The 20,419-nt window shown below is 68.3% G+C and carries 37 protein-coding genes; 3 read left to right on the top strand and 34 right to left on the bottom strand.

Annotated features, from left to right (window positions below):
• Positions 1-86: 86 nt before the first annotated feature.
• Genes BLR04_RS31260 through BLR04_RS31270 form a run of 3 tightly spaced genes read right to left on the bottom strand, consistent with a single transcriptional unit; the run spans position 87 to position 1,826 of the window.
• The gene (locus BLR04_RS31260; RefSeq protein ID WP_090772055.1) at positions 87-1,061 is read right to left on the bottom strand and encodes a tyrosine-type recombinase/integrase; all 975 of its coding nucleotides are present in this window, start codon (positions 1,059-1,061) and stop codon (positions 87-89) included.
• The gene (locus tag BLR04_RS31265) at positions 1,058-1,555 is read right to left on the bottom strand and encodes a hypothetical protein (protein ID WP_090772057.1); all 498 of its coding nucleotides are present in this window, start codon (positions 1,553-1,555) and stop codon (positions 1,058-1,060) included. The genes BLR04_RS31260 and BLR04_RS31265 overlap by 4 nt, the downstream gene beginning before the upstream one ends.
• Before the next feature lie 34 nt (positions 1,556-1,589).
• Entirely contained in the window at positions 1,590-1,826 is a 237-nt protein-coding gene (locus tag BLR04_RS31270; RefSeq protein ID WP_143022286.1) for a hypothetical protein, read from the bottom strand.
• Positions 1,827-1,976: 150 nt separating this feature from the next.
• On the opposite strand from BLR04_RS31270, the gene BLR04_RS40030 reads away from it, so the two are divergent.
• Positions 1,977-2,531: a hypothetical protein gene (locus tag BLR04_RS40030; protein ID WP_143022287.1), complete on the top strand. Its 555-nt coding sequence runs from the start codon at positions 1,977-1,979 to the stop codon at positions 2,529-2,531.
• A gap of 135 nt (positions 2,532-2,666) precedes the next feature.
• On the opposite strand, the gene BLR04_RS31280 is transcribed toward BLR04_RS40030, so the two are convergent.
• Positions 2,667-2,864: a hypothetical protein gene (locus tag BLR04_RS31280; protein WP_090772063.1), complete on the bottom strand. Its 198-nt coding sequence runs from the start codon at positions 2,862-2,864 to the stop codon at positions 2,667-2,669.
• Positions 2,861-3,100 carry a helix-turn-helix domain-containing protein gene (locus BLR04_RS40035; RefSeq protein WP_143022288.1) on the bottom strand — a complete coding sequence of 80 codons (240 nt, stop codon included), beginning with the start codon at positions 3,098-3,100 and terminating at the stop codon, positions 2,861-2,863. The genes BLR04_RS31280 and BLR04_RS40035 overlap by 4 nt, the downstream gene beginning before the upstream one ends.
• A 40-nt stretch (positions 3,101-3,140) precedes the next feature.
• On the opposite strand from BLR04_RS40035, the gene BLR04_RS40040 reads away from it, so the two are divergent.
• Positions 3,141-3,386: a sigma factor-like helix-turn-helix DNA-binding protein gene (locus BLR04_RS40040; RefSeq protein ID WP_176903375.1), complete on the top strand. Its 246-nt coding sequence runs from the start codon at positions 3,141-3,143 to the stop codon at positions 3,384-3,386.
• A 25-nt stretch (positions 3,387-3,411) separates the two neighbouring features.
• On the opposite strand, the gene BLR04_RS31290 is transcribed toward BLR04_RS40040, so the two are convergent.
• From BLR04_RS31290 to BLR04_RS31430, 29 genes are all read right to left on the bottom strand, one after another.
• Positions 3,412-3,651 carry a hypothetical protein gene (locus BLR04_RS31290; protein WP_090772067.1) on the bottom strand — a complete coding sequence of 80 codons (240 nt, stop codon included), beginning with the start codon at positions 3,649-3,651 and terminating at the stop codon, positions 3,412-3,414.
• 425 nt (positions 3,652-4,076) lie between these two features.
• Complete coding sequence (locus tag BLR04_RS31295) at positions 4,077-4,292, bottom strand: hypothetical protein (protein ID WP_090772069.1); 216 nt, start codon at positions 4,290-4,292, stop codon at positions 4,077-4,079.
• Positions 4,289-4,591 carry a hypothetical protein gene (locus tag BLR04_RS40045; protein WP_143022290.1) on the bottom strand — a complete coding sequence of 101 codons (303 nt, stop codon included), beginning with the start codon at positions 4,589-4,591 and terminating at the stop codon, positions 4,289-4,291. Before BLR04_RS40045 ends, BLR04_RS31295 begins: the two co-directional genes overlap by 4 nt.
• Before the next feature lie 616 nt (positions 4,592-5,207).
• Positions 5,208-5,933: a hypothetical protein gene (locus BLR04_RS31305; RefSeq protein WP_090772073.1), complete on the bottom strand. Its 726-nt coding sequence runs from the start codon at positions 5,931-5,933 to the stop codon at positions 5,208-5,210.
• A gap of 61 nt (positions 5,934-5,994) precedes the next feature.
• A complete protein-coding gene (locus BLR04_RS31310) occupies positions 5,995-6,681 on the bottom strand; it encodes a hypothetical protein (RefSeq protein WP_090772075.1) in 687 nt (228 codons plus the stop codon).
• Positions 6,682-6,746: 65 nt separating this feature from the next.
• On the bottom strand, positions 6,747-7,565 hold the full coding sequence (locus BLR04_RS31315) for a collagen-like domain-containing protein (protein ID WP_143022291.1): 819 nt from the start codon (positions 7,563-7,565) through the stop codon (positions 6,747-6,749).
• A gap of 1,255 nt (positions 7,566-8,820) precedes the next feature.
• Positions 8,821-9,309: an HNH endonuclease gene (locus tag BLR04_RS42880; RefSeq protein ID WP_090772079.1), complete on the bottom strand. Its 489-nt coding sequence runs from the start codon at positions 9,307-9,309 to the stop codon at positions 8,821-8,823.
• A 94-nt stretch (positions 9,310-9,403) separates the two neighbouring features.
• Entirely contained in the window at positions 9,404-9,928 is a 525-nt protein-coding gene (locus BLR04_RS42030) for a J domain-containing protein (RefSeq protein WP_245740745.1), read from the bottom strand.
• A 15-nt stretch (positions 9,929-9,943) separates the two neighbouring features.
• The gene (locus tag BLR04_RS31330; protein WP_143022292.1) at positions 9,944-10,318 is read right to left on the bottom strand and encodes a hypothetical protein; all 375 of its coding nucleotides are present in this window, start codon (positions 10,316-10,318) and stop codon (positions 9,944-9,946) included.
• Positions 10,319-10,545: 227 nt separating this feature from the next.
• On the bottom strand, positions 10,546-10,992 hold the full coding sequence (locus BLR04_RS31340) for a hypothetical protein (protein ID WP_143022293.1): 447 nt from the start codon (positions 10,990-10,992) through the stop codon (positions 10,546-10,548).
• Positions 10,989-11,324, bottom strand: coding sequence for a hypothetical protein (locus tag BLR04_RS31345; protein ID WP_090772087.1), 336 nt, complete (start codon positions 11,322-11,324; stop codon positions 10,989-10,991). The genes BLR04_RS31340 and BLR04_RS31345 overlap by 4 nt, the downstream gene beginning before the upstream one ends.
• Before the next feature lie 4 nt (positions 11,325-11,328).
• Positions 11,329-11,712, bottom strand: coding sequence for a hypothetical protein (locus BLR04_RS31350; protein ID WP_090772089.1), 384 nt, complete (start codon positions 11,710-11,712; stop codon positions 11,329-11,331).
• Positions 11,696-12,004: a hypothetical protein gene (locus BLR04_RS31355; RefSeq protein ID WP_090772091.1), complete on the bottom strand. Its 309-nt coding sequence runs from the start codon at positions 12,002-12,004 to the stop codon at positions 11,696-11,698. Before BLR04_RS31355 ends, BLR04_RS31350 begins: the two co-directional genes overlap by 17 nt.
• Positions 12,001-12,321, bottom strand: coding sequence for a hypothetical protein (locus BLR04_RS31360; protein ID WP_090772093.1), 321 nt, complete (start codon positions 12,319-12,321; stop codon positions 12,001-12,003). Before BLR04_RS31360 ends, BLR04_RS31355 begins: the two co-directional genes overlap by 4 nt.
• Before the next feature lie 12 nt (positions 12,322-12,333).
• Positions 12,334-12,528 carry a hypothetical protein gene (locus BLR04_RS40050; RefSeq protein WP_143022294.1) on the bottom strand — a complete coding sequence of 65 codons (195 nt, stop codon included), beginning with the start codon at positions 12,526-12,528 and terminating at the stop codon, positions 12,334-12,336.
• A gap of 96 nt (positions 12,529-12,624) precedes the next feature.
• Positions 12,625-12,807 (bottom strand): hypothetical protein, encoded by a 183-nt coding sequence (locus BLR04_RS31370; protein ID WP_090772097.1) that lies wholly within the window; start codon positions 12,805-12,807, stop codon positions 12,625-12,627.
• Positions 12,804-13,346 (bottom strand): hypothetical protein, encoded by a 543-nt coding sequence (locus BLR04_RS31375; RefSeq protein ID WP_090772099.1) that lies wholly within the window; start codon positions 13,344-13,346, stop codon positions 12,804-12,806. Before BLR04_RS31375 ends, BLR04_RS31370 begins: the two co-directional genes overlap by 4 nt.
• Positions 13,343-13,591, bottom strand: a complete 249-nt coding sequence (locus BLR04_RS31380) for a hypothetical protein (protein ID WP_090772101.1) — start codon at positions 13,589-13,591, stop codon at positions 13,343-13,345. Before BLR04_RS31380 ends, BLR04_RS31375 begins: the two co-directional genes overlap by 4 nt.
• Positions 13,588-14,007, bottom strand: coding sequence for a hypothetical protein (locus BLR04_RS31385; protein WP_090772103.1), 420 nt, complete (start codon positions 14,005-14,007; stop codon positions 13,588-13,590). Before BLR04_RS31385 ends, BLR04_RS31380 begins: the two co-directional genes overlap by 4 nt.
• Positions 14,007-14,372, bottom strand: coding sequence for a DUF6197 family protein (locus BLR04_RS31390; protein WP_090772105.1), 366 nt, complete (start codon positions 14,370-14,372; stop codon positions 14,007-14,009). Before BLR04_RS31390 ends, BLR04_RS31385 begins: the two co-directional genes overlap by 1 nt.
• Positions 14,369-14,497 (bottom strand): hypothetical protein, encoded by a 129-nt coding sequence (locus BLR04_RS42485; protein WP_281191762.1) that lies wholly within the window; start codon positions 14,495-14,497, stop codon positions 14,369-14,371. The genes BLR04_RS31390 and BLR04_RS42485 overlap by 4 nt, the downstream gene beginning before the upstream one ends.
• Positions 14,494-14,739: a hypothetical protein gene (locus tag BLR04_RS31395; RefSeq protein WP_090772106.1), complete on the bottom strand. Its 246-nt coding sequence runs from the start codon at positions 14,737-14,739 to the stop codon at positions 14,494-14,496. Before BLR04_RS31395 ends, BLR04_RS42485 begins: the two co-directional genes overlap by 4 nt.
• Positions 14,736-15,137 carry a hypothetical protein gene (locus BLR04_RS31400; RefSeq protein ID WP_090772108.1) on the bottom strand — a complete coding sequence of 134 codons (402 nt, stop codon included), beginning with the start codon at positions 15,135-15,137 and terminating at the stop codon, positions 14,736-14,738. The genes BLR04_RS31395 and BLR04_RS31400 overlap by 4 nt, the downstream gene beginning before the upstream one ends.
• Before the next feature lie 77 nt (positions 15,138-15,214).
• The gene (locus BLR04_RS31405; RefSeq protein WP_090772110.1) at positions 15,215-15,610 is read right to left on the bottom strand and encodes a hypothetical protein; all 396 of its coding nucleotides are present in this window, start codon (positions 15,608-15,610) and stop codon (positions 15,215-15,217) included.
• Positions 15,610-17,070: a hypothetical protein gene (locus BLR04_RS31410; protein ID WP_143022295.1), complete on the bottom strand. Its 1,461-nt coding sequence runs from the start codon at positions 17,068-17,070 to the stop codon at positions 15,610-15,612. Before BLR04_RS31410 ends, BLR04_RS31405 begins: the two co-directional genes overlap by 1 nt.
• On the bottom strand, positions 17,067-18,017 hold the full coding sequence (locus BLR04_RS31415) for a YqaJ viral recombinase family nuclease (protein ID WP_090772114.1): 951 nt from the start codon (positions 18,015-18,017) through the stop codon (positions 17,067-17,069). Before BLR04_RS31415 ends, BLR04_RS31410 begins: the two co-directional genes overlap by 4 nt.
• Positions 18,017-18,406, bottom strand: coding sequence for a hypothetical protein (locus tag BLR04_RS31420; protein WP_090772116.1), 390 nt, complete (start codon positions 18,404-18,406; stop codon positions 18,017-18,019). Before BLR04_RS31420 ends, BLR04_RS31415 begins: the two co-directional genes overlap by 1 nt.
• Entirely contained in the window at positions 18,406-18,594 is a 189-nt protein-coding gene (locus BLR04_RS31425) for a hypothetical protein (protein ID WP_090772117.1), read from the bottom strand. Before BLR04_RS31425 ends, BLR04_RS31420 begins: the two co-directional genes overlap by 1 nt.
• The gene (locus BLR04_RS31430) at positions 18,591-19,574 is read right to left on the bottom strand and encodes a hypothetical protein (RefSeq protein WP_090772119.1); all 984 of its coding nucleotides are present in this window, start codon (positions 19,572-19,574) and stop codon (positions 18,591-18,593) included. Before BLR04_RS31430 ends, BLR04_RS31425 begins: the two co-directional genes overlap by 4 nt.
• A 332-nt stretch (positions 19,575-19,906) precedes the next feature.
• Between BLR04_RS31430 and BLR04_RS31435 the strand changes: the two genes are divergently transcribed.
• On the top strand, positions 19,907-20,413 hold the full coding sequence (locus tag BLR04_RS31435; protein WP_090772121.1) for a hypothetical protein: 507 nt from the start codon (positions 19,907-19,909) through the stop codon (positions 20,411-20,413).
• Positions 20,414-20,419 lie beyond the last annotated feature (6 nt).

The raw sequence follows: 20,419 nt of genomic DNA on the forward strand, positions 1-20,419 counted from the left end.
CGTACCCAGGTTGATCGCACCGCAGTGGTGCACCCACGCCGACTTGTCCAGCGCGCTCGATCCCGACCTGGGCACGCAGCCTCCCTCTACTCCAGCGCCGACGCCACCAGCTGCGACGGATCCCGCTCCAACAGGCGGCCGGAGTGCACGTACCGCATGGTCGTATCCATCGACTCGTGGTCCAACGCGTCCTTGATCTCGAACGAGTCCGCGCCCAGCTCCGCAGCGATCGACGCCCACGTGTGCCGCAGGACGTGCGGCGTGATGCTCAACCCCGCCTGACGGCCGACCCGCGCCACCAGCTCCGACGCCGACGACCGGTAGAAACGGCCACCCGTGTCCGTCACGAAGATCCGCCCCGTCAGCTGCGACACCTCGACGCCGGCGCGGCGAGCCCGATCCTCCAGATACCGGTCAATCGCATACCCGGTCTCCACCGGCAAGCGGCGCCTCTTCGGCTTGGTGCCCTTACCGACGATCCTCAGGCTTCGCAGGCCGCGCTCATACCCGAGTGCGGCCAAGTCCGCCGACACTGCCTCCTCGATCCGGACCCCGGTCTGCACCAGCACCCGGATGAACGCCGACGTCCGCAGCCGGGCCGGCCCGTGGTCAGAGTCGGCCGCGGCAATCAGCTGACGGGCCTCGGCCAAGGTCAGCGCCGTCGTCTCGGAGTGGTTGCGCGACAGCTTCGGCCTGCGCGTGCCCTTGAACCGGTTGGCGTCGATGACCTCCTCGTCGACGAGGTAGTCGTACCAGGCCGACACCGACGACAGGCGCCGCGACATGGTGGCCGGGGGCACCGCCTTACCGGTCTTCTCCACGGCGCGGAGATCGAGCCAACGCTTGTAGACGTCGCCGTGCGACTTGCGCGCCTGGAGCGGGTCAAGCCCGGTCTCCCGGCAGAAGTCGAACCACATCGCGAGGTCGCGCCGGTAGCCGTCCCGCGTGTTCGGCGAGTCGTACGACAGCAGCCACGACATCGTCGCGTCCTGAGCGAAGCCGAGCAGACCGGGCGGGAACGCGAGTTCTCCGCCCCCGCGCGGCACCAGTTCGGCGGTCACGGCTCGCGCTCGGCCGAGCGGGAAGTGATCTCGGCGAGCGCCTCCTGCAGAGCCGGGTTGCCTGCGGCAAGCTGCTCCAGCTCAGGGCCGGCGATCTCGTAAAGGGCGGCGGCCTCCGGGGCGCGGGACTGCAGCGCGGCGGCGATGCCTTCCGGGGTAGCGTCGGGCCAACGAGTGTGGACGCGACGCACCACCGCGGCGTACAGCTCGGCCGTTTCGCTCGCGGATGCTGCCGGGTCGAGCTCGATGGAGTTGGACGGCCGGGTGTCGTCGGTGCGGAGATGCGTGCGAACGAGCTCATAGTTGCTGAGCATCCCGCCACCACGCACCGGCGCACCCTTGACCGCCTGGTGTGTCTTCCGCAGCAGGGCGAGCACCGCCCGCAGGTCCTGCGGGTCCAGGCCGGCCAGCGCGTTGACCGCGCGCCGATCCTCCGCGCCGAGGGGGACGCCCAGCTCGTCGAACAGGGCCACGATGTGCTGAAGGTTCCGCATCAGAAACCACCGCCGACGCTGAAGGCCGTCACGTTCATAGCTCCACCTGCCGGAACACGACGGTGGCCTTGTAACGGCCGTCGTACTCGGGGTCCGGCTCGGACTCGGCCGACACGACGTGCAGCTCCGCGTCGTCGCCGAAGAAGCGTGCGGCTTCGTGGAGTGCGCGGCGTCGGAGTTCGTCTGGGCTGAAGCCGATGACGTGGACGCTGTGTTGGAAGGTGAAGTCGGGTGCGGCCGGGTTCGGCGGGCCGCCTTCCGCGTGGTTCATGATCACTTTCTCTCTGCCGCAGGGGAGAGTACATGATCAGCCTAGCTAATGATCAATGGTCATAACAGCGATTATGACCATGTCTTAGCGATCTTGAGGTGAGTCCGCTTTCAGGCGTCGGAGATCGCGGCCGTGGCAGACAATGACCTCATGACAACTCCCCCACCACTAGCCCGGCTGCTTATCGTCGCCGCCAAAAAAGCCCTCGCGGCAGTCGGCCTGACGTTAGTGTTTCTTGTCGTCGGCACGACCGAAGGCATCTTTGATCCTGAGCCGGACTGGCTGCTCTGGCTCTTCAGTGGCGCAGCCGTGGTTTCCCTAGGGTCGTCGCTAGTGCTCAGCTGGTACACCGACAGACCGCGCCGCGCAGCAGTCGAGCAAGCCGAACGAAGCCCGTCCGAACGGCTACGCGAACTCAACACAATGGTCGAGTCCTCCATGGCGGTCACCGCCCAATTCATGGACCGACTCGTACGCGAACTCGAATCACAGAAAGCCGCCGCCGAGGCAACCATCGCGGAAGGTGAGGAGCGGGCTCGGTGGCTGGACATCAACAAGGGCGAAGCCGAGAAGATGCGGCAGCTCCTCGTCGGCGAGACGAAGGCGACCATCAGCGCCCAGCGTCGTCGCGACTGGATGCTCGTCGGCATCGGCGCGCTCATCTCGATCCCCATCGGAGCCATGATCAACTTGCTTGTGCCATGAAAACGAGACCTCACGGGCGACGGCGCCTTCTGCGTTTTGGGGGGTGGTGCCCCCTGGCGTGGTCGGGCGCGGGCCGGCTGGTTGTGGGTGGGTCTGCGTCGAGGAGGACCAGGCCGTCGTCGACGTGCGCCGCGGTCAGCGCAGGCCGGGGAACATCTGGTCTAGGTTCGCGGCGGCGGAGCTGGTCGCGAGGGCCAGGTGCAGCCGCGTCCATGCGTCGGCGAGGGTGACGCACGACTGGACGTGCACGGTGTCGTCGAGGTGCTCGGCCGCCTGGTCGAGGAGTTCGCCTGCTTTCGCCGCGGCGATGCTGGCAGCCTCCGAGGGGATCATGCGGACGCTCCGGCCGAGGTGGTCGTGTTCGTCTCGGTGCGGGAGCGGGTGTCGCCGCCGCGGTGTCGGAGTTCGGCGCCGGCCTCCTCGAGGAGCTGGTGCACGAACCCGTACGACCGGCCGATCGACAGGGCGATCGCGCGGATCGACTCGCCGGAGCGGTACCGGAGGGCTACGGCTTGGGCGGCCTGGGCGCGCTCGGCGCCGACGATGCGGACGTTGGGTCGCAGCTGCATGGGGGGCCTTTCCTGTTGTCGAGGGTGGAGAATCGGGAGCATGCAGACGTACGAGGCCGGACGCCCGGTCGAACTGGACGCCCGGGAGCGGTTGATCCTCGTGTACCGCCTCGTCGCCGCCGAGCCGCTGTCGCGCAAGCAGCTTGGCGCCGTCCTGGGCATCTCGGACGCCAGGGTCAGGCAGCTGGAGTCCAAGCTGATGAGCAAGCTTCGGTTCGGCCTGACCGTGGAGTTTCCCGCATCCGAGCAGTACGAGGTGCCGGCCCCGCGGGACCTGCCGCGCTGACTCGGGACCGGTGCGTCGAGGGTGTTCAGGCTGCGCGGGCCCGGGCCAGGGTGGCGCGGAGCTCGTCGCGGTCTTCGGGTTTCGGGGGTACGGGGTCGCCGCGCCAGATGCAGCCTTCGATGGTGGCGAGGTCGTCGAGGTCGTAGACGACTTGGCGGCCGGCTCGGCCGAGGGTGCGGGCGGCGTAGCGGAACGCCCACTGTCGGATGGTCGAGGCTGCCCGGTCGAGGTGGTCGGCTGCTTGCTGGGCCGTGGCTGGGCGCACGCCGTCCTCCTGAGGCTCGGGGGGCAAATGGTGCGCTGGTGCGCTTTTGACGCGTTCCGGACAGGCAACCATGCGAGGTGGACGCGCTGTAGTCAGCGGAGGCGCACGAACAGAGTGGTTCGCATAGGCGAGTAAGGGTCAGCTAGCGATCTTGTTACAGGCGATCTCAGCGTCTCGCTAGCATTTCCGCAGGTCAGAGGCTCGCAACCGTGTAACGGGTACACCACACCTGTCGGCGCAAAGTGTTACACACCCGCCTCACCAGCCGCAACACCAGGCAACGAGAAAGGGCCGCCTCCCAGTCCCCCACGAACAGGAAGCGGCCCCAAGACCCCGCCCAAAGGGTCACCCACCAGACGAAGCGCTCTCGACCAACCGGATACGCCCGGCACGGAGCGTAGCACCCCCAACGATCACGCACAGCATCACCGCCGTTCAACGGTGACGATCACCTGCCAGGTGGCATCGAGCTCGATAGAGATCAACTTCCAGCCCAAGTCCGCCGCGTAGTCGAGCGCCTGACGACGGAGATCGTCCGCGCCGGTGACGTCGAGCATGAACGGCTCAACGTCGTGGTCCTCCTCCCACAGGATCTTGACCACTGCCACGTAGCGGCCCGCCCGCACCGACAGCTCGCTCACGCGCCCACCTCGTCGACGACCAGGCCCCGCTCGGCGACCTCGCTGACATGCCCGCCGCACGTCGAACACACAAACGCGCCCAACCCCGCGTCCCAGCGCAACGACCGCTCACCACACGCCGAACACCGAGCGTGCGACTCCTCCGGCTCCTCCCCCACCGCCGCGCGTAGCCGCTCCTCCCAACCGAGCGACCACTCCACCAGCTGCACCGGCTCAGCATCCGCCGGCCGGAGCGCCGACACCACACCCAGGTCCTCCACCGCGAGCACCGCGACCAGCTGCTCTACCAACCACGCCACCGACCGAGACCGAGCAACCCCCGACCGAGCACCACGAACCCGCGCCGCGCACCCCAACCGCTCCCTGGCCAGGTCCTCGAAGTCGAGCAGCTCCCCCACCAGCACATCCAGCAGCTCCGCATCCGGCGACACCACCGGCCGCGGCCGCGACCCCGACACGCGAGACCAGCGCGACGCCGGCCTCAACCCATCCCCACGAGCAGACACCACCGCCGCCAGCGCATCCACTTCCAACAGCGCGCGCCTCGTCGTCGCCCGACAGCGACCACACACCAGCGGATCCCCCGCACGCCACGCCACGTCAGGCTGAACCGGCTCGAGCGGCATCTCCCCCACACCGCCCTCCGCGAGCCACCGATCCACCGCATCCGCATGCACCTCACGAGCACGAAGAAACGACGCCCACACGCGACGCGCACCACCATTGCACGGGCCAACACACACCTGACCAGCCAACACACACCCCCGGTGACAGACCCCCACACAGTACAAGATCAAATCCTTTCGCACAGAACCAAGCCGAAGAGGGCCAGCCGGCTTCGCTGACGAGCGGGTCCGGGGCGCGCGAAAACCCCGCGCGACTGGCTGTCGCGCGGGGTTCGCTGGGCGGTTCGCGCTACGCGCGCGGGCGGCGCGTCGGGATCGCTGCGAGTCGGCTCCGCGCCGCTTCGCTGGCTCGCGCTACTCCGTAGATCTCGTCAAGCGCTCCGCTGTCGGCAAGCTCGGCCATGCGGCGGAGCGATCGGAGCGCGGCCACGCAGTAAGAGGCTTCCTGCTGCGCCCTGCCGGTGGCGTGGGCGCGGGTGTAGGTCGCCTGCGTCTCGTACCGGGCGAACATGGGCGCGTCATAGGTGATGCTGACCTTGCCGTGTTCGGCGGTCACCCGCACGTGCAGGAGCTGTCCGCACGTGGCGAGTAGGCGCGTGATCTCTGCGGCTGCGGTCCGGACGGCGGCGAGGACGCCGGTCGGCTCGGCTTCGATCGGACGGCGGACATCGCTTACCGCCACGTCTTCGATGATCGCACCCGTGCCGGGCTTGATCAGGAGGAACGTGGCATGCAGCGACTTGCGGCACGTGTCGCCGATGCTCCACACCCCGTGCAAGTGGACGGCGGGGCCGTGGTACTCGACGGTGCTGCCGGTCGGCGCGTAGTCCAGCAGGGCCGCGCGGGCGGTCTGGCTGGCCATGTAGACGCGCCGCTGAAGGTCGGCGCGCGGGTTGCACGGCTGGTGCCACATGCACCGCTGGCAACTGGTCCGGCCGTGTCCCTCGTACGCGCTCTGCGCGTCCCTCACGGCTTCGATGGCGGCGTAAGCGGCGTTCTTCTTGATCTGGTCCATGACTGGTTCTCCCTGTGGTGGTGGGGGTGCCGCGCCCCGGTGCGGGGCGCGGCGGGTGGGGCTACTTCTGGTCGGTGGCGGCGTCGTCTTCGGCGTCGTCGGCCTTGACCTTCTTCGCGGCGCGCTCGGCGGCGGCCTTCTCGCGCCTCTCCAGCTCGGCGCGGCCTTCCGGCGTGAGCCTGGCGACGAACATCTCGCGCATGTCGTCGTCGGTGGCGAGCTGCATGATTGCCTTAATCCGCTTGGTCTCCTCCTCCGGGAGCTTCGCGGCGGTCTCCGACTTCGCCTTGGGCGTGAGCAGCAGGGCAAGCGCGTTGGACGGGTCGGCCATCGGCTCGCCCATCGTGAAATCGACCTTCTCGCCGATGACCTGCGCGATAGCGCGGGTGATCTGCGGGTGAGACAGGTTCCCGGCTGCCTCGCGGTCAACGAGCGGGCTCGCGTCGTCCTGGCCCATGCCCTTAGCGCCCTTGGCAACGAGGTCCTTGGGGGACACGTCCCAAGGCTGCGGGTTGGTGCCGTAGTCGCCCGCCCAACCGTGCTCGATGACGGCGGCCACCATGCCCGCGACGGGCATGGAGAACGCGCGCCACATCAGGCGGGCGGGGGTGCTGGCGTCGCTGGCGCGGTTGATTACGCCGTTAGCGGCGCGACGGAACCACGTCAGAACGACGGTGAGAGCGGCGGTCACCTGCTCGTCGGTGTAGCGCTCGGCGGTCTGGGCCTTGGCCTTAGCGGGAGTAGCCATTTTGGATCTTGCCTTTCGGTTGGGGTGCCCGCCCCCGGTCGGGGGCGGGCGTAGGGGATGGTTTGTCAGTGGTTCCGCTGGCGCTTCATGCGCACCGAAAGCACGTAGATGGCCAGGGCGGCACCTACCAGCAACCAGGCGCAGACCTGCACCCACAGGGGCAACCACGGTTCATCCGTCGCCACGGGCGTCGGGGTCGGCGTGGTCCGCGTAGGCGTGGCGCTGGCGGTCGGGACGGCGCTACGGCGCGTGCTGGACGCGGTGCCCGTGGCGGACGGCGTAGCGGTGACCGTAGGGGCGGGCGAACCGTCCCGACCGTTCCTGCCGTCCCTGCCGGGCGTACCGGCGTTGCCCTGCGGGCCGGTCGTACCGGCAACGCCAGGCGTACCGGCGGGACCGGTCGCACCGGGCGCGCCCTTCTCGCCCTTCTCGCCCTTCGGACCTGCCGGGCCCTGGTCGCCCTGGTCACCCTTCGGGCCCTGGGGGCCTGCCGGACCCTGCTCGCCCTTCGGACCCTGCGCCCCTGCGGGTCCAGGGTCGCCGGGGTCGCCCTTCTCGCCCTTCTCGCCGGGCTCGCCCTGCGGACCCTGCGAACCGTTAACACCGGGCTCGCCCTGCGGTCCCTGCGGACCCTGCTCGCCCTGGTCGCCCTGCACGGACACGTAGGGGATGCACACCGCGAACGAGAGTGCGGCCCCGCTGTCCATCGCGGTCGCCGTGACGGTCGGGCAGAACGTGCCCGTAAGGGTGACGGTCGGCGCTGCGACCGGTGTGGCACCGATCGCGCTGGGCGCTAACCCTGCCGTGATGGCCAGTACGGCGGCGGTGAGTGCGACGCTCGTAAGCGCCGCCCCCGCTGCCTTGGCCTGTCGTGTGTTCTTCATGGCGATCACTCTCGTTCCCTACGTAATGGGACGTCCAGGGCTGTCAAGTTTTTGTTATCGACACGTTATGAAAATCGGGCGCTGACATACCCCCGCCCCCTATCTGACCAGCGGTTCAGCATTAGGAAAGAAACCTAACTAAACTCCAGGCCGCGCCGAACCAAGATCCAACCACCCACAAACAGCCGCCGGCATAGCCCACCCACACATCTCTTGGGCTGGTTGCCTTCGACTTGCTGTTGTCGCTTCTGAGGGCCTCTGTGGTGTGTCTGGTCTCCTTGTACCGGTGCGCGTGTGTTCGTTCGCGTGTGTGGACGCTGTCAGGTCTTTTGAGCGTGTTCTGTCTGCGTTGTCGCTTGCGCTTTGCGTTGTGCGCTCATGCGAAAACCCGCCATCGACGACCAGGTGCGTTGGCCTGGGTGCGTCGGTGACGGGTTTCGGGGTGGTGTCGCCTTGGGTCAGTCGGCGGCGAGTCGGTCTGCTGCGCAGGCTCGGCAGGGTTCTTCCATGTACGGGTGGGTGGGGCACATGCGGCCTACGCCTCGGTGCGCTCCTGGTAGGGGTTCGGGCTTGGGCAGGTGTTCATGGGGGTTGGCGCGGAGTGCGCGTTGCACGTACCTGGCGGGGTTTTTCACGGTGCTGCGGGCTCTGCTGAGGATGTGGTCTCTGATGTGTGCGGCTTGCTGGTCGGTGATGGGGTGCGCGGCGAGCGCAGCGAGTTCGCGCTTCACCATGGCGTCTACTGCTGAAAAGTCCTGTCCGTCTGTCTGGTTGTCGTCGCGTTCGCGAGCGGGGTACGGCGGGATAGATGACTGACTAGAGAAGTTGTTTTGGGAGTGGGATTGGGATGGGATTGGGGCAGCGTCTTCAGACACGTCGCCGGACACGTCTTGAGACGCGTCTCCGCGTGATCTTGTGCGGTCGCGTTTCCCTTCCAACCACCGCTCTTGACGTGCACGTTTAGCCTCACGCCCCTCCCTGATCTTCTCAGCGGACGGTTGATATTCGAGGTAGTCGTGCACGCACCAACCTGAGTCCGTTTCCTCCCACAATCCGACCGAAACCAGCTCACTCGCGTACCGTTTCGGAGCTCGTACGTCGCTCACAAACTTCAGCTCACGCTCCGGGATCTGCCCATCGGACAGGTTGGCGTTGCACCAGCACAACGCCGAAACGTACAACCGGAACGCCTGGTCAGACAGGTGCCGCACCTTCCGATGCGTGGGGAAGGGATCATCGAGTCGAACCCACGCCATCAGACCCGCGCCCCCTTCCTGCTGTTGCAGGACCGGCACAGCACCCGCAGGTTCTCCACGGTGTCCTCTCCGCCCAATGACCATGGAAAGATGTGATCAAGGGTCAGGTCTTGGATGGCGCCGCACAGAACGCAGCGGTCGCCGTCGCGGTCGAAGACGAAGACCCGGACGTTAGACGGTATGGTGCGGCGGTAGTCGTCCCTTTCGACCGTCCACAAGGCGATCGGCCGGCCGCCTGGAACAGCCGGTACGGCGTGAGGCATCAGCCAGCCCTCCCCCGACCGTTCCCATAGCCGAGTGCGGACCAGGTCAGCGACATGAGCGCGCCGAGCGCCGAGCGAACGAGGTGTCCCCTCTGGAATGAACCCCGCCGTCGAGTAGGCCACGCACCATGACCCAGCCATCGCCCACAAGCCAAGAGCCGCTGGGCTCGCCGCTAGGACCGCTGGATGCGAGTGAAATCCGTCATCGACCTTGAACCACGGCATGCTGTGTGCCGCCTTCCTTCCCTATATGCGAAGCGGGGGCCGCCACCGAGGGAAGTGGTCGGCCCCTACCGTAAGCGGTCGCTGGCGCACGTCGTCAACGAGCCCGCGGTGGACGCCCCGACAGGTCGTACATGTGGCGCCGCTCCGAGTTGGACAGCACGTCGTACGCCTCGGTCACGCCTTTGAACCGTTCGGCCGCCGCGGAGTCGCCCGGGTTCTTGTCGGGGTGGAGCTCGCGCGCGAGACGCCGGTACGCGGTCTTGATGTCCTGCTGCGTGGCGGCCTGGTCGACGCCGAGCCGCTCGTACAGCTCGCCGGCGCGCGGCCGCGGCCTTGGCCTGGGCGGCGGCTCCTCCTTCTTCCGCTTTCTCGGGCCGGGGCACGTCGCGGTGTGCGGCATCATCAGCTTCTCGTGCGGGGCGATCGGCTGGTCCTTGGTGACGCGCCTCGACCGGAGCACGCCGTGCAGGTCTTTTCGCACCGCGGTGTTGCCGCCCGGGTCCGGCTGGAGGTCGACGGCGAGCCACTTGCCCGCTTCTGTCTTCGTCCACCGGACCATCCGGCCGCATCCGGGCCGGCCGTGGTCGCCGCACCGGCCGACGTCAACCTTGGAGAACACGCACCACCTCGCCGCTCACCCGCCGCCGCCCCCTCCCGACCGGCCGAACCCTCCGCGCTGGATCACAGTCCCCCTGCGGGTGGTGATCTCCGCGTTCGCTGGCTTGAGGCTGGTGCCGCCGCGCACGTATCCGGGCCGGCTCGTGGTCGACGAGCCGTACAGCCAGTGGTAGTAGGCGGCGTGGGATCCGCCGTCGCAGTACCGGTCGTCCACGATCTGGTAGGTGCCGTCGGCCTGCTTGGTGGCGAGCACGCAGTCGGCGACCACCTCGGGGTCGTCGTCCGGGGCTGTGGCGATCAACGCGACAACGGCGCTGGCGAGGATGGTCAGCGTGACCACTGCGAGGCCGCATCCGTCTCCGTCTCCGCTGCGGCGCCGGTAGCTAGGCATCGGCGGTCACCGCCTCGGACCGGACCACGGACACCGGGCAGACACACGCCGCGATGAAGCACACGTACAGTACGTGAGGCCGCGCCGCATCTGCTGGACGTGCCGGTCGCACGTGAGGCCCTCGCGGGTGTGCCCGTGCTCGCACCGCGCGGTGACCTTGGTCGTGCTGTCGGCGCCGCACGGCGTGCCCAGGGCGATCGCGGTCACGGCCGTGCAGACGAGCGCGGTCATCGGGTTCCCTCCGTGTTGACGAAGAAGCGGGACAGCTCCCGCATCGCCTGGTCGGTCGCGGTCTTGCGGCGTCGCTGCACCTCGTCGTCGAGGTAGCGCTTGAAGTCGTCCGGGTACTGCTGGACGAGGCGGTCGAGCGCCGCACCGTGCGAGGCGTTGGCCAGCTCGGCCGCGCCTTCCGCGAACGGCAGGTGCAGCGGGCACAGCGAGCGGTACCGGCCGCCGACAGCTTCCGGGGCGGTCCGGTCGGGCCGGCTCGACGTGTGCTGGACGAGGACGACCGCGACGGGCGGGCCGCACGGGATGCCGCGCGCCTTGCGGGTGATGGCGCACGCGGGGTGGTCACCTTCGCGCCAGCGACGTATCCACGTGCTGCGGTGCCGGTAGGTGTGGTTCGTGTCGCCGAGCAGCACGAACCCGTGGCCAGGGGCCATCTCTCTCACCAGTTCACCGCCTCATCGACGATGACGAGGTTCGCGGTGGCGCCCTTGAACGGGCCGTGCTTGGCGCGGCGGTCGTCGGCCTGGGCGAGGTATTCGCGGCCGGAGTCCGTCAGCTGGACGCGCCACACGCCGAGCCGGGGGTGGTCGACGGCGATGTGCCCGAGCTGGGACGGCACGCGGAACGTCTCCTCTCGGGTGGAGTACTCGGTGCCGTCGAGCCGGCGGCATCCTCGAGGTGCGGGCTGGAACAGAACGCCGTCGCCCTGGTCGTGCTCGGCGATCTGGCGGAGCAGCGCGACGGAGGCGCGCTTGAGCGGCTGAGGGGAGGTCACGGCGCTACTCCCCCTCGGGGTCCTGGTCGGCGCCGCCCTCTTGGTCAAGGAACCGCTTGCGGACGAGCTTGATCCCGTATGCGTCGCCACCGCGGGCGTGGGCCTTCGTGAACTCCCACGTGGGCGGCCGGTCAGCAAGGACTGTGCCGTGGTCCATCACCGTGTTCTTGACGACGGCGAACGCGCGCTCGCTGTCCATCGGGAAGACCCGGTGGCCGTGGACCTCCTGCCAGAGGACGTACTTGCCGTAGCCCTGGGCGGCGCGGACGTTGTGCAGCCTCAGGTACGCCTCGAACGGGTCGGCGCCGCCCCAGACGATCTCTTCGGGGTGCGGGTAGCGGTGGGGGTGGCGGATCAGGTTGCCGAGCTGGTCAAACGGGACCTGCATCGTGGTAACCCTCCTTATCAGGGTCGGATTTGAGGTTGAGCCAGCGCCGCGCGAGGGCCGCGCCACGCTGGTACGTCTCGGTGTGGTCGCCTCGTGGTGTGGGGGCCCAGGTGCTGCGTTTGGCCTCGGTCGGCCGCCAGCCGTGACCGACCTGCGCGGTCACGTACGACAGGGCGAACGCGTGCGCGTCGGATCTCTCCTCCTCGGGGAGCTCGTCGCGCTCGTGCACGCGGTGCGCGAGCGCCCGGGCGGCCTCCTCGATAGCGCGCTGCAGCGCCTGGGCCGACGTCACGACCGCGCCTTGCGCTGCGGCCTGCGCTCCACCAGCTTGTAGTGGCAGGCAGCGGCGATGTAGCGGTCGATCATCCTGCGGCTTCTGCCGGTCTCGGTGCAGATCTGGTCGACGGTCAGCCCCTCGTTGACGAGCTGGGCGACCTTCTCCACGGCGGCCCGGCCGAGGCGGCCCTTGGGCAGCCAGACCGGGGCGCCGGTGTCGGGTTCGTCGATAACGCATCCGGCCTCGAACAGTTCCCGGATGATGATCTTGGCCGTGGGAGTGGCCTTCCTCCGCAGGACTCGGCTGATGACCTGCTCGGCGGTGCTGGGCATGGTGTGGTTCTCCTACTGCGATGCCGTGGCGCGGAGCGCGAGCTGTCGCGCTGCTGCGATGTCGTCCGGGGTGACGTGGCCCTCGACGACGGCGAGCAGGGTCGCGCCGTCCGAGGACCAAATAGCCGTGTTACGCGGTATGGCCTTCTTGTTTCGGCTGCGGTTCCGCTTGCGCTTTACGTCGAGCGCGTCGGCGGGAGTTAGCACGCTGTGTCTCCTTCGGGTCAGGTAGGGGAAGCTGGTAGCCGACGATCTCACCGTCGACGATGACGGGCTCGCCGAGTTGCTTCGGCTTGCGTGGCATCAGGTCCTCGGCTTGTCGTCGTCCTTGGTGAGGCCCATGAGCCGGAAGTACGGCGCGGCCACGAACCCGACCATGCAGACGAGGAAGATGAGGACACCGCCCGGCTTGCTGTCCTGGTAGGTGATCCAGGACGCGCCGCAGGTGACGGCCACCATGACGAGGAACGCGACCAGGCGGCTCACGCGGACACCCGCCTTACGGTGTTGACGTCCTTGAGGACTCGCCGATGCGTGGCCGGGAGATCGAACGCAGGGTGACCGAGGTAGTCCAGGCCGAGCCAGCGCAACCACGCGGCGTCGCACTCGTCCTCGGTGGCGAACTCAACGCCGGCCCGCTTGAGCGCGGCGGTGGCCATCTGGCTCTTAGTCGCGTCGCCTCTACTGGTGGCGTAGATCTTGAGGTGCATCACGTTGACCAACGCGAGCGTCACGCCAGACCGCCAGCAGGCGAGCCGGACGTTGCCGCTGATCTCCGCTAGGCGGTGCGCCGCTGCGGAGCGCAGGCTGGCCGCGTAGTCCTCCAGCACAAGCATGTCCGGCTTGAGCCGGAACAGCACGTCGTAGACGTGGGCCTGGATGTGGTCCATCCGGGCCAGGTCGTCGGCGAGAGACCTGGCGCCCTTCACCTTCGGAGCAACGATCGCTTCGGTGCTGCCGTCCGGGAGCGCGAGCCCGGACTGCTCGGCCGCGAGGTCAAGCCCTACGACGCGGGGAAATGTCATGTCCAATCCTTCGGGGTGTCGATGTCGTGCAGGTCGTGATCAACCACGTAGTCGAGCCAGGCGGCTAACCCTGCCTGGCCGGTGACGTCGTCCGGTTTCAGGGCTCGGGCCCGCCTGTCGCGTCGCGCGCGAGCGGCCCGCTTGTGCTGGCGACGCAGCCACAGCCCGTACAAGACCAACCCGGCCGCGGCCGACACCGTGATGGTGCCGACCACGGCCAGGAGGGAGACGACGAGGTCTTTCACGGGGTGGGCTGGGTCTCCGCGACGGCGTCGAGTTCCTCGGTGTCGTCGTTGGGCGAGATTCCGGCCTCGGTCAGGCGGGCGCGGAGCGTCGCCTGTCGCAGGTGCGCGAGCGCGAGGTCGCGCCGCAGCTCGTGAACCTCCCCGGCGAGGTCGGCGTGCGCCTGGATCGCGCGGTGTGCCGCGTCGACGGCGTTATCGTGCTGGGCCTCGGTCAGTTGCATGCGGCGTTCGAGCTCGCGCCGCGTTGCCTCCTGGCCGAAGGCGTAGCTGAGCGGGCAGCACACGATGAGCACGAGCTGGACCGTGATGAACGTCCAGATCCCCGCCGACACGAAGCTGAGGCCGAGGTACGCGGCCGCGGCCGCGACGACGAGCCCGCGCTGGCGTCGGGTCAGCCGGTTCCACCACTCTTCCATCAGGCGGCCTGCCCTTCGAGTGCGCCCAGCACGTCGACGAGCGTCGCGCGGTCGTTCCAGAAGGCCAGCCACCGCGGCGGCGACGCCTCGTCCTTGGGCCGGCCGAGCACCGCGGCGATCTCGGCGCAGACCTGCTGCGCGACGTCCCAGCGGGCGAGGTAGCCGGGGTCCGTGCTGGACGGCTTGACGCAGGCCAGCTCCGTGACGGGCAGGCCCGCAGCGAGGCTGATGGCTCCCACCAGGTCGAAGCCGGGTGTCGTGGGACTCTCGGAGTAGTACCTGCCCTGGATCCAGCCGCCCGTCCTGAGCATGTCGGCGGCTCCGGCCCGGACGGCGGCCGTGCCGGGGACGGTGAGGGTGGTCATTTGACGATCTCGCTTTCCAGGAGAAACGGGGACGACGCGGCGAGGATGACCGCAGCGGCCAGGACCGCGAGCAGCACCAGCCCGATCAGCGCCCACAGATCTGGGCGGTCGTCGCGTCGGTTCACTGGCCACCGCCAGGCGCCCAGTCGAGTTCGTCTGGCGTGACCTGCACGAGCTCGACGCGAGTCGGGGAGCCGGTTGCGCGCGCCTGGTCGGCCAGCCGCCGCCATTCGCCTGCGGCGTGCTCGATCGTGAGTAGCTGGTCTGGGTTCATCGCCGTGTTGTTGACGAAGACCAGCCAGTACGTCTCTGTCGCTGGGTCCCCGGAGGCCTTCGGGAAGGCGTCTGGTGTGAGTTTTGTCGTCACGCGCGGCTCGACTCCGGGAGTCGAGCCGGCTGGGCGGCGGTGGCGAGGGGTTCACTTTTGCACTGATCACCCGCAGGCTCGGGCTTGCCGTCGATGTCGTGGTACCAGCCGAAACCGGTCATCCACTTGGCGGTGCGGCCGCACGTGGTGCACTCGGTGGTCTCAGAGGGCTGGCTGCTGCTGGGGTCGCGGTTCAGGTCGGCGTACCGGATGAGGGCTTCCAGCTGGCGGGCACGCTGCTTCAGGCCCGCGATTTCCTGGTCGGCGCGTTGCCGGACCTGCTCGGCCTGCCCCAGCAGGCTGTTGCGCTGGCCGACGAGCATCTGGATCGTGTCGGCGGTGAACATCGTGCCGAGCGGGTCGTTGGGGCTGATGCCGAACTGCTCTTCGCTGGTCATAGCCAGTCCTTCCAAGGGGAGAGTCAGGGGTTGGTGCCGTCCGGGCGTCCTGGCTGTGCGCGGACGCCCGGACGGGGCTATCGGTTGCGGCCGGGCTCGCTGCTCCGGGTGATGGACGTTCCGCCAATCGAGGCGAACTCGATGCGGCGGACGATCACGCAGCCGGTGCACTTGCACTCGGCGAGCAGGTCGCGCTCGTTGTTGTTGCGGTACGCCCAGGTCGCGTGTCCGGCGAGTTCCTCGCGCATGACGCGGAGCATGTGGTCCCGCTCCCAGCGCACTTCTGCGAGGTTCTCGGCCAGCTCAGCCTCTCGGCAGTCGCACGCGGGGTGGTGGTCTGCGCAGGCTCGCCAGCGCGGATCCATGGTGTTCTTCGGCAGCGGCAGGACCAGCGGAATCTCCGGGCGCTTCTCGCGCCACCGGGGCGGTCTGAACCGCACCACGTGGCGCACGGCCACCTCTGTGGACGCCATCAGAAGCCGCCGCCCTGCTGCTCACCCTGCTGGGCCTCGGCCGCCTGCTTGGCGGCGCTAACCATGGTCTCCCAGGTGGCGCGGGGCTGCTCCGCGCCGAGCGCCGCCTCCAGCAGCTGGGCCACCGCTTCCACCTGCTCGAATGTCAGGTCGTCGGCGTTCATGATCGGCTGCTCCAGGATGATGGACAGGTCCTGGAAGCGGTCCTCGCCGTTGGTGATGCCGATCCGGGTGAAAGACTCGTCGATCTGCTTGTAGAGGCTGAGCCGCCGCTTGGCGCGCTCAACCAGGAGCCGCTTCAGCTCGTCGATGGCGGACTGCGCCTGGCCGTGGGTGAGGTTCTTCGTCGAGCCCTCGACCGGGACCTTCAGGAACTCGGACAGCCACGCGAACCGTGCCTCGTCGTTCAGCTTCGTCGATCCGCGCCCAGTGTGCACGGTGATCCCGGCGTCCGTCATGAGGATGCCCAGCTCGCGCAGCTGATCCTTGTTCGCGGGCTCGTCCTCGACGACGTCGCCCTCGACGGGCTCGTCGGCGTCGGCCGGAGGCTGCTCGCCGCCGGCGAGCTTCTCGTCCGGCGCCGCGGCGACCGGCCCGCTGGCGGGCTCGGCGCTCGCCTGCGCCTCCTCCGGCTCCATCACGGTGGGCGGCAGGTGCTCGCCCCGGCCGAGCGCGCTCTCCACCGCGGCGGCCTGCGCCGGCGTCAGGTCAGCCGCCGACCGGAAGGTGTAGTCCGGGTGGACGAGATGCAGGTAGCCGAGCTTGTCAGTCACGCCCTTCTCGTCCATCAGCTTGGCCAGGCGGCGAAGCTGATCGGTGGTGGCCTTGACCACGCCGGTCACCTCCTGCGAGGCCGTGGCTGCCTCGCGCACCGAGGCGCCCGCCTCCACCCTGGCGTCGGTGACGACGTACGAGCCGTCCGGGTTCATCTCCGCGCCCAGCTCCTCCGGCACGTAGGTGAAGCCGAGCAGCGCCTCCTTGCAGGCTTCCCGGGCGCATTCGGACACCGAGCGGGCCTTGAGCATCTGCTCGGGGTACTTGAGGTAGTTCTCGTTCTGCTTGATCAGCCCGGCCTTCCGGGCCCGGTCCATCGTCCACGTCGCCCGGAACTCGAAGTCCGGGTCGTCGGCACGGATGATGGTGGTGACGGCCTTGACGACGTTGCCTTCGTCGTCGTGCTCCACCCACGTGCGCAGCTTGTGCCCGGCCTTACGGACCAGCGCCGACATGAGGCCTGCCGACGCGGTCGGCTTGCCCTTGATGATGTGGACCTCGGTGATGGCGACCATCGGCTCGACGCCGAGCGCGATGCCCCACTCGACCGCGTACAGCACGTTGGCGGGCTGCTTGCGGTAGGCGTCCGGCAGCAGGCCCGCGTTGGACAGGTCCTGCGCGTACTTGATGCGGGCAGGCATGTCCCACGTGGCGATAGCGGGCAGGTTGGGGGTTGCTGCGGTCATGCTGCGACTCCTTGCAGTTCAGGGGTGGGAAGGTCGGATTCGACGACCAGGAAGGGGGTGCCGCCGCCCTTCGCCTGGCGGCGAGCCACGTTGTCGAGGCCGAACCGGGCGCGGCCGGCCAGACCCATCGCATCGAGCAGCTCGGCGCGGGCCTTCTCAGCTCGGGCCTTGGCCGACTTCGCTTCGGCGGCCGCCGCCTTCTCCTCCGCGAGGGCGGGGAGCCAGCGGGCGGCCTGCTCGTCGGTGATGTCGTAGATGAGTTCGTTGTCGATGTCGGGGTGCCGCTTGCGGATGGCCTTGACGGTGGCCTTGTGGCCGTCGACGGGCGGCATCTCGTCCCACGCGATGCTGAGCAGGAACTCCTCGGCCTGCCTGCGCATCCACTCGGCGTCGGCTTCGTCGGGCAGGATGTGGTACTCGCGGAAGTCGAAGCCGCGGCCGATGACGACTGCGACCTTCCACCACGGCAGGCCGGTCACGTCGAGGTACCAGCGGACCTGGGTGAGGTAGTGGAACGGGATCTCTGCGGTTCCGGAGGTCCCCCAGCCGCGGCCGTCAGCGTCGGTCTTGATCTCCAGTCCGCCGACCACGCGACCGTCCTGCAGAAGGAACCGGTCGGGGTTGGTGAGCTGCCAGTCCCGATCCGGGTCAGCGTGCACGTACGTCCCGGCTTCGACGACCTCGAACTCGGGGTGCTCGTGAGCGAACCAGGCGGCCACGCCAGGCTCCAGGAAGTGGCCGCGTGACTGCTGGTCGTTCTGGGGGTCGGGTTCGATGAGTCCGGCTTTCTCGCACCACAGGCTGTACTTGGACTGCCACTTGGACAGGCCGATGATCGCGGCGACGTCGGATCCGCCGATGCGGTGCTGACGTGCTGCGTGCCACTCGGGGCTTCCGGAGGCCCACCGGCCGAGGTACCGGCCGGTGGGTGTGACGAGGGTGGTCATCAAAACGGGGGCTCCTGGAACTTGCGCTCGCGCCCCTCGCGGACCAGGTGCCACGGTCCCCGGATGGACAGCATGTCGTCGAGGTCTTCCACGGCGAAGTTCCCGCCCGTGTTGACCAAGGTGACCTCTCGGTTTCCATGTCGGCGGACCGCGTACCACTCGACGTCCTGGCCGTCTTCCCAGATGTCGCCCTCGATGGGCGGCCACTTCTCGGGGGTGAGGACCTCGACGTTGATGCCTTCGGTGTGCAGCGGGATCTCGCCGACGAACTTGGTGACGCCGTTGGGCTGCGGGAGGCTGACGAACAGCTGGTCGCCGTGCTTGAGCTCGTCGGCCTCGCACAGGATGGTGATCCTCAGGCGATCACCGGGCCGGATCTTCGGCGTCATCAGTCCTCCCGCTCGCGCTCGTAGACCCACCGGTCGAAGAGGGTCAGGGCCTTCTCGGCCGGGTTGGTCTGGTCTCGCCACACCAGGCGGCGGGCCGGCTGGATCACTGGGTCGCTGGGGTGCGGGGCGCGGATGGCGTGGAGCATGTCCGTGATCTCGTCGTCGGACGGCGTGGGCAGGAGCTTCACTCGGTCACCTCGCCGATGGCCAGCTGGTAGATGGTGTTGCGGTCCCGGACCGAAGTTGCTTCAGCGACGCGGACGAGCCGCTCGACCAGGTCCATGGGGCTGCTCATCGGCACGCCGAGCGCTGCGCAGTTGATGCGGTGGATCGCCACCGGGAGCGTCGTGTACGCGGCGGGCGCTTCGGGAACGGTCTGGACCTCGACGAGGAAGCCGCTGTTCATCCAGTGGAAGATGCCGAGCCCGTCCTCGGTGAGGCCTCCCTTCCACACGTCTGGGTAGCGCTCGACGAGCCGCTCCATGTGCGCGGCCACCCGAGCCGGAGTCGCGTCGAGCGGGACGTACGCCTCAGCAAACGGGATCACGCCTGCGCTTCGCCGAGGGTGGATCACCGGGAAGTCGCTGGTGACGTCGCGGCCGGTCGCGTCGCTTACGGTGATGTCCCACACGCGGCTCAGGTGACCGGGCGGCAAGGAGGCGCGGCGGGCGAGCCCGATGCCGAGCCGGGCGTTGAACCGCTCTGCGGTGATGCGTAGCATCTCGCGCGGCCCTTCGGCGGTCTGCCACCGCGCGTTGTAGACGGGCGCGGCCACCTTGATGAAGACGGGGCTGGTGGCGCCCTCGATCGGGATGACCTGGCCGTCGCCCTGCTCCAGGTCGATCGTCACCTCGCACGCCAGGCCGTGGTACAGGCAGAGGTAGGCGGCGAGCTGGTTGGCCAGGTGGGCGGCGTTGAGGGCGGCCAGCAGGATCGCGTTGGGGAGGCGGTCGCACTCAACGCGGAACACCGGGTCGTTCTCGACGTCCTTGACGCGCTGGTTGATCATGCGGTCGGCGGCCTGCCCGTCACCGTCGAGGAGTTGGACGAGCCGGTCTCGGGCTGCCACGCCGACGTCGGTGAGCCGGTTGTTGATGACACCGTCGACGAGTTCGTCGAGGCGCTTTCCCGTGACTCTGAGGGCGGGTGCGGGGGGCGTGATGGTCATTCACTCTCCTGGCTTTGTCAGTGGTACCGCTTGCGCTTTTGGCGAGGTGTTACGTGTGGTGTCCTCGCTTGGGGCTCGGTTCCGTTTCTGCTGGTTATTGCGGTCTCGGTGCCCTATTTGATCTTGTTTCGGACAGGCTGAACCGAGATCTCAACCATATCGTGAGCATGTCCTGTGTGTCCACTTTGGTGCGTACATACGTGACAGACGCGACACTCTTGCACGTGATTTCATGATCACCTTTAGTGATCGCTTTTTTGTCCAGCCCTGGGCGACATGGCGTACACGTTGGTACTGTTGCGACAATTACGCCACGAAAGAAGGACGCCACCGTGCCCACCCCACCGCAGAGGCCTGCCGACGCGGCACTCCTCCACCACCTCCGCACCCGGCGAGACGAGCTGCTGCCCGAAGTCCCTCTCAAGGCCATCGCCGACAAGGTCGCACGGACGGCGGGCTACAACTTCTACCCCAACAAGCTGCGCCGCATCGAAAGCGGCGAGACCAGTGCCAGCGATCTCGACTACGCCTGGGTTGCCTGGGCAGTCAACGCCACGCCCAACCAGGTCGAGGAAGTCGGCCGGCCCGAGGCCGCCCGCCTGCTTCGCGAGATCATCGACAAGCACTCCCCCAAGGACACCATCCTGTCCGCAGTGCTCGCTCCCGACGTAACCCCCGACGCCGTGCAAAAGCATCTCCGGCAGAAGCTTGAGGAGATCAGGTCGGCACCAAATTTCACGCCCGAGGAGCGGGCCAGCATGGAGGAGTTCCTCATCGCCCAGATCGAGCTTCTGCTCCAGAATGTTGGGCGTCAGATGGAGATGCTCCGCTCACGCTGACCCGCA

The sequence above is a fragment of the Nonomuraea maritima genome (assembly GCF_900100395.1).
Taxonomy (GTDB): Bacteria; Actinomycetota; Actinomycetes; order Streptosporangiales; family Streptosporangiaceae; genus Nonomuraea; species Nonomuraea maritima.

What these genes read in the sequence shown, in the direction of transcription:
- BLR04_RS31265 (WP_090772057.1), bottom strand. Translation starts at nt 1,555, where the DNA reads ATGCGGAACCTTCAGCACATCGTGGCCCTGTTCGACGAGCTGGGCGTC.
- BLR04_RS31270 (WP_143022286.1), bottom strand. Translation starts at nt 1,826, where the DNA reads ATGAACCACGCGGAAGGCGGCCCGCCGAACCCGGCCGCACCCGACTTC.
- BLR04_RS40030 (WP_143022287.1), top strand. Translation starts at nt 1,977, where the DNA reads ATGACAACTCCCCCACCACTAGCCCGGCTGCTTATCGTCGCCGCCAAA.
- BLR04_RS31280 (WP_090772063.1), bottom strand. Translation starts at nt 2,864, where the DNA reads ATGATCCCCTCGGAGGCTGCCAGCATCGCCGCGGCGAAAGCAGGCGAA.
- BLR04_RS40035 (WP_143022288.1), bottom strand. Translation starts at nt 3,100, where the DNA reads ATGCAGCTGCGACCCAACGTCCGCATCGTCGGCGCCGAGCGCGCCCAG.
- BLR04_RS40040 (WP_176903375.1), top strand. Translation starts at nt 3,141, where the DNA reads ATGCAGACGTACGAGGCCGGACGCCCGGTCGAACTGGACGCCCGGGAG.
- BLR04_RS31305 (WP_090772073.1), bottom strand. Translation starts at nt 5,933, where the DNA reads ATGGACCAGATCAAGAAGAACGCCGCTTACGCCGCCATCGAAGCCGTG.
- BLR04_RS31310 (WP_090772075.1), bottom strand. Translation starts at nt 6,681, where the DNA reads ATGGCTACTCCCGCTAAGGCCAAGGCCCAGACCGCCGAGCGCTACACC.
- BLR04_RS31315 (WP_143022291.1), bottom strand. Translation starts at nt 7,565, where the DNA reads ATGAAGAACACACGACAGGCCAAGGCAGCGGGGGCGGCGCTTACGAGC.
- BLR04_RS42880 (WP_090772079.1), bottom strand. Translation starts at nt 9,309, where the DNA reads ATGCCGTGGTTCAAGGTCGATGACGGATTTCACTCGCATCCAGCGGTC.
- BLR04_RS31330 (WP_143022292.1), bottom strand. Translation starts at nt 10,318, where the DNA reads ATGCCTAGCTACCGGCGCCGCAGCGGAGACGGAGACGGATGCGGCCTC.
- BLR04_RS31350 (WP_090772089.1), bottom strand. Translation starts at nt 11,712, where the DNA reads ATGCAGGTCCCGTTTGACCAGCTCGGCAACCTGATCCGCCACCCCCAC.
- BLR04_RS31360 (WP_090772093.1), bottom strand. Translation starts at nt 12,321, where the DNA reads ATGCCCAGCACCGCCGAGCAGGTCATCAGCCGAGTCCTGCGGAGGAAG.
- BLR04_RS31375 (WP_090772099.1), bottom strand. Translation starts at nt 13,346, where the DNA reads ATGACATTTCCCCGCGTCGTAGGGCTTGACCTCGCGGCCGAGCAGTCC.
- BLR04_RS31385 (WP_090772103.1), bottom strand. Translation starts at nt 14,007, where the DNA reads ATGGAAGAGTGGTGGAACCGGCTGACCCGACGCCAGCGCGGGCTCGTC.
- BLR04_RS31390 (WP_090772105.1), bottom strand. Translation starts at nt 14,372, where the DNA reads ATGACCACCCTCACCGTCCCCGGCACGGCCGCCGTCCGGGCCGGAGCC.
- BLR04_RS31400 (WP_090772108.1), bottom strand. Translation starts at nt 15,137, where the DNA reads ATGACCAGCGAAGAGCAGTTCGGCATCAGCCCCAACGACCCGCTCGGC.
- BLR04_RS31405 (WP_090772110.1), bottom strand. Translation starts at nt 15,610, where the DNA reads ATGGCGTCCACAGAGGTGGCCGTGCGCCACGTGGTGCGGTTCAGACCG.
- BLR04_RS31410 (WP_143022295.1), bottom strand. Translation starts at nt 17,070, where the DNA reads ATGACCGCAGCAACCCCCAACCTGCCCGCTATCGCCACGTGGGACATG.
- BLR04_RS31415 (WP_090772114.1), bottom strand. Translation starts at nt 18,017, where the DNA reads ATGACCACCCTCGTCACACCCACCGGCCGGTACCTCGGCCGGTGGGCC.
- BLR04_RS31420 (WP_090772116.1), bottom strand. Translation starts at nt 18,406, where the DNA reads ATGACGCCGAAGATCCGGCCCGGTGATCGCCTGAGGATCACCATCCTG.
- BLR04_RS31430 (WP_090772119.1), bottom strand. Translation starts at nt 19,574, where the DNA reads ATGACCATCACGCCCCCCGCACCCGCCCTCAGAGTCACGGGAAAGCGC.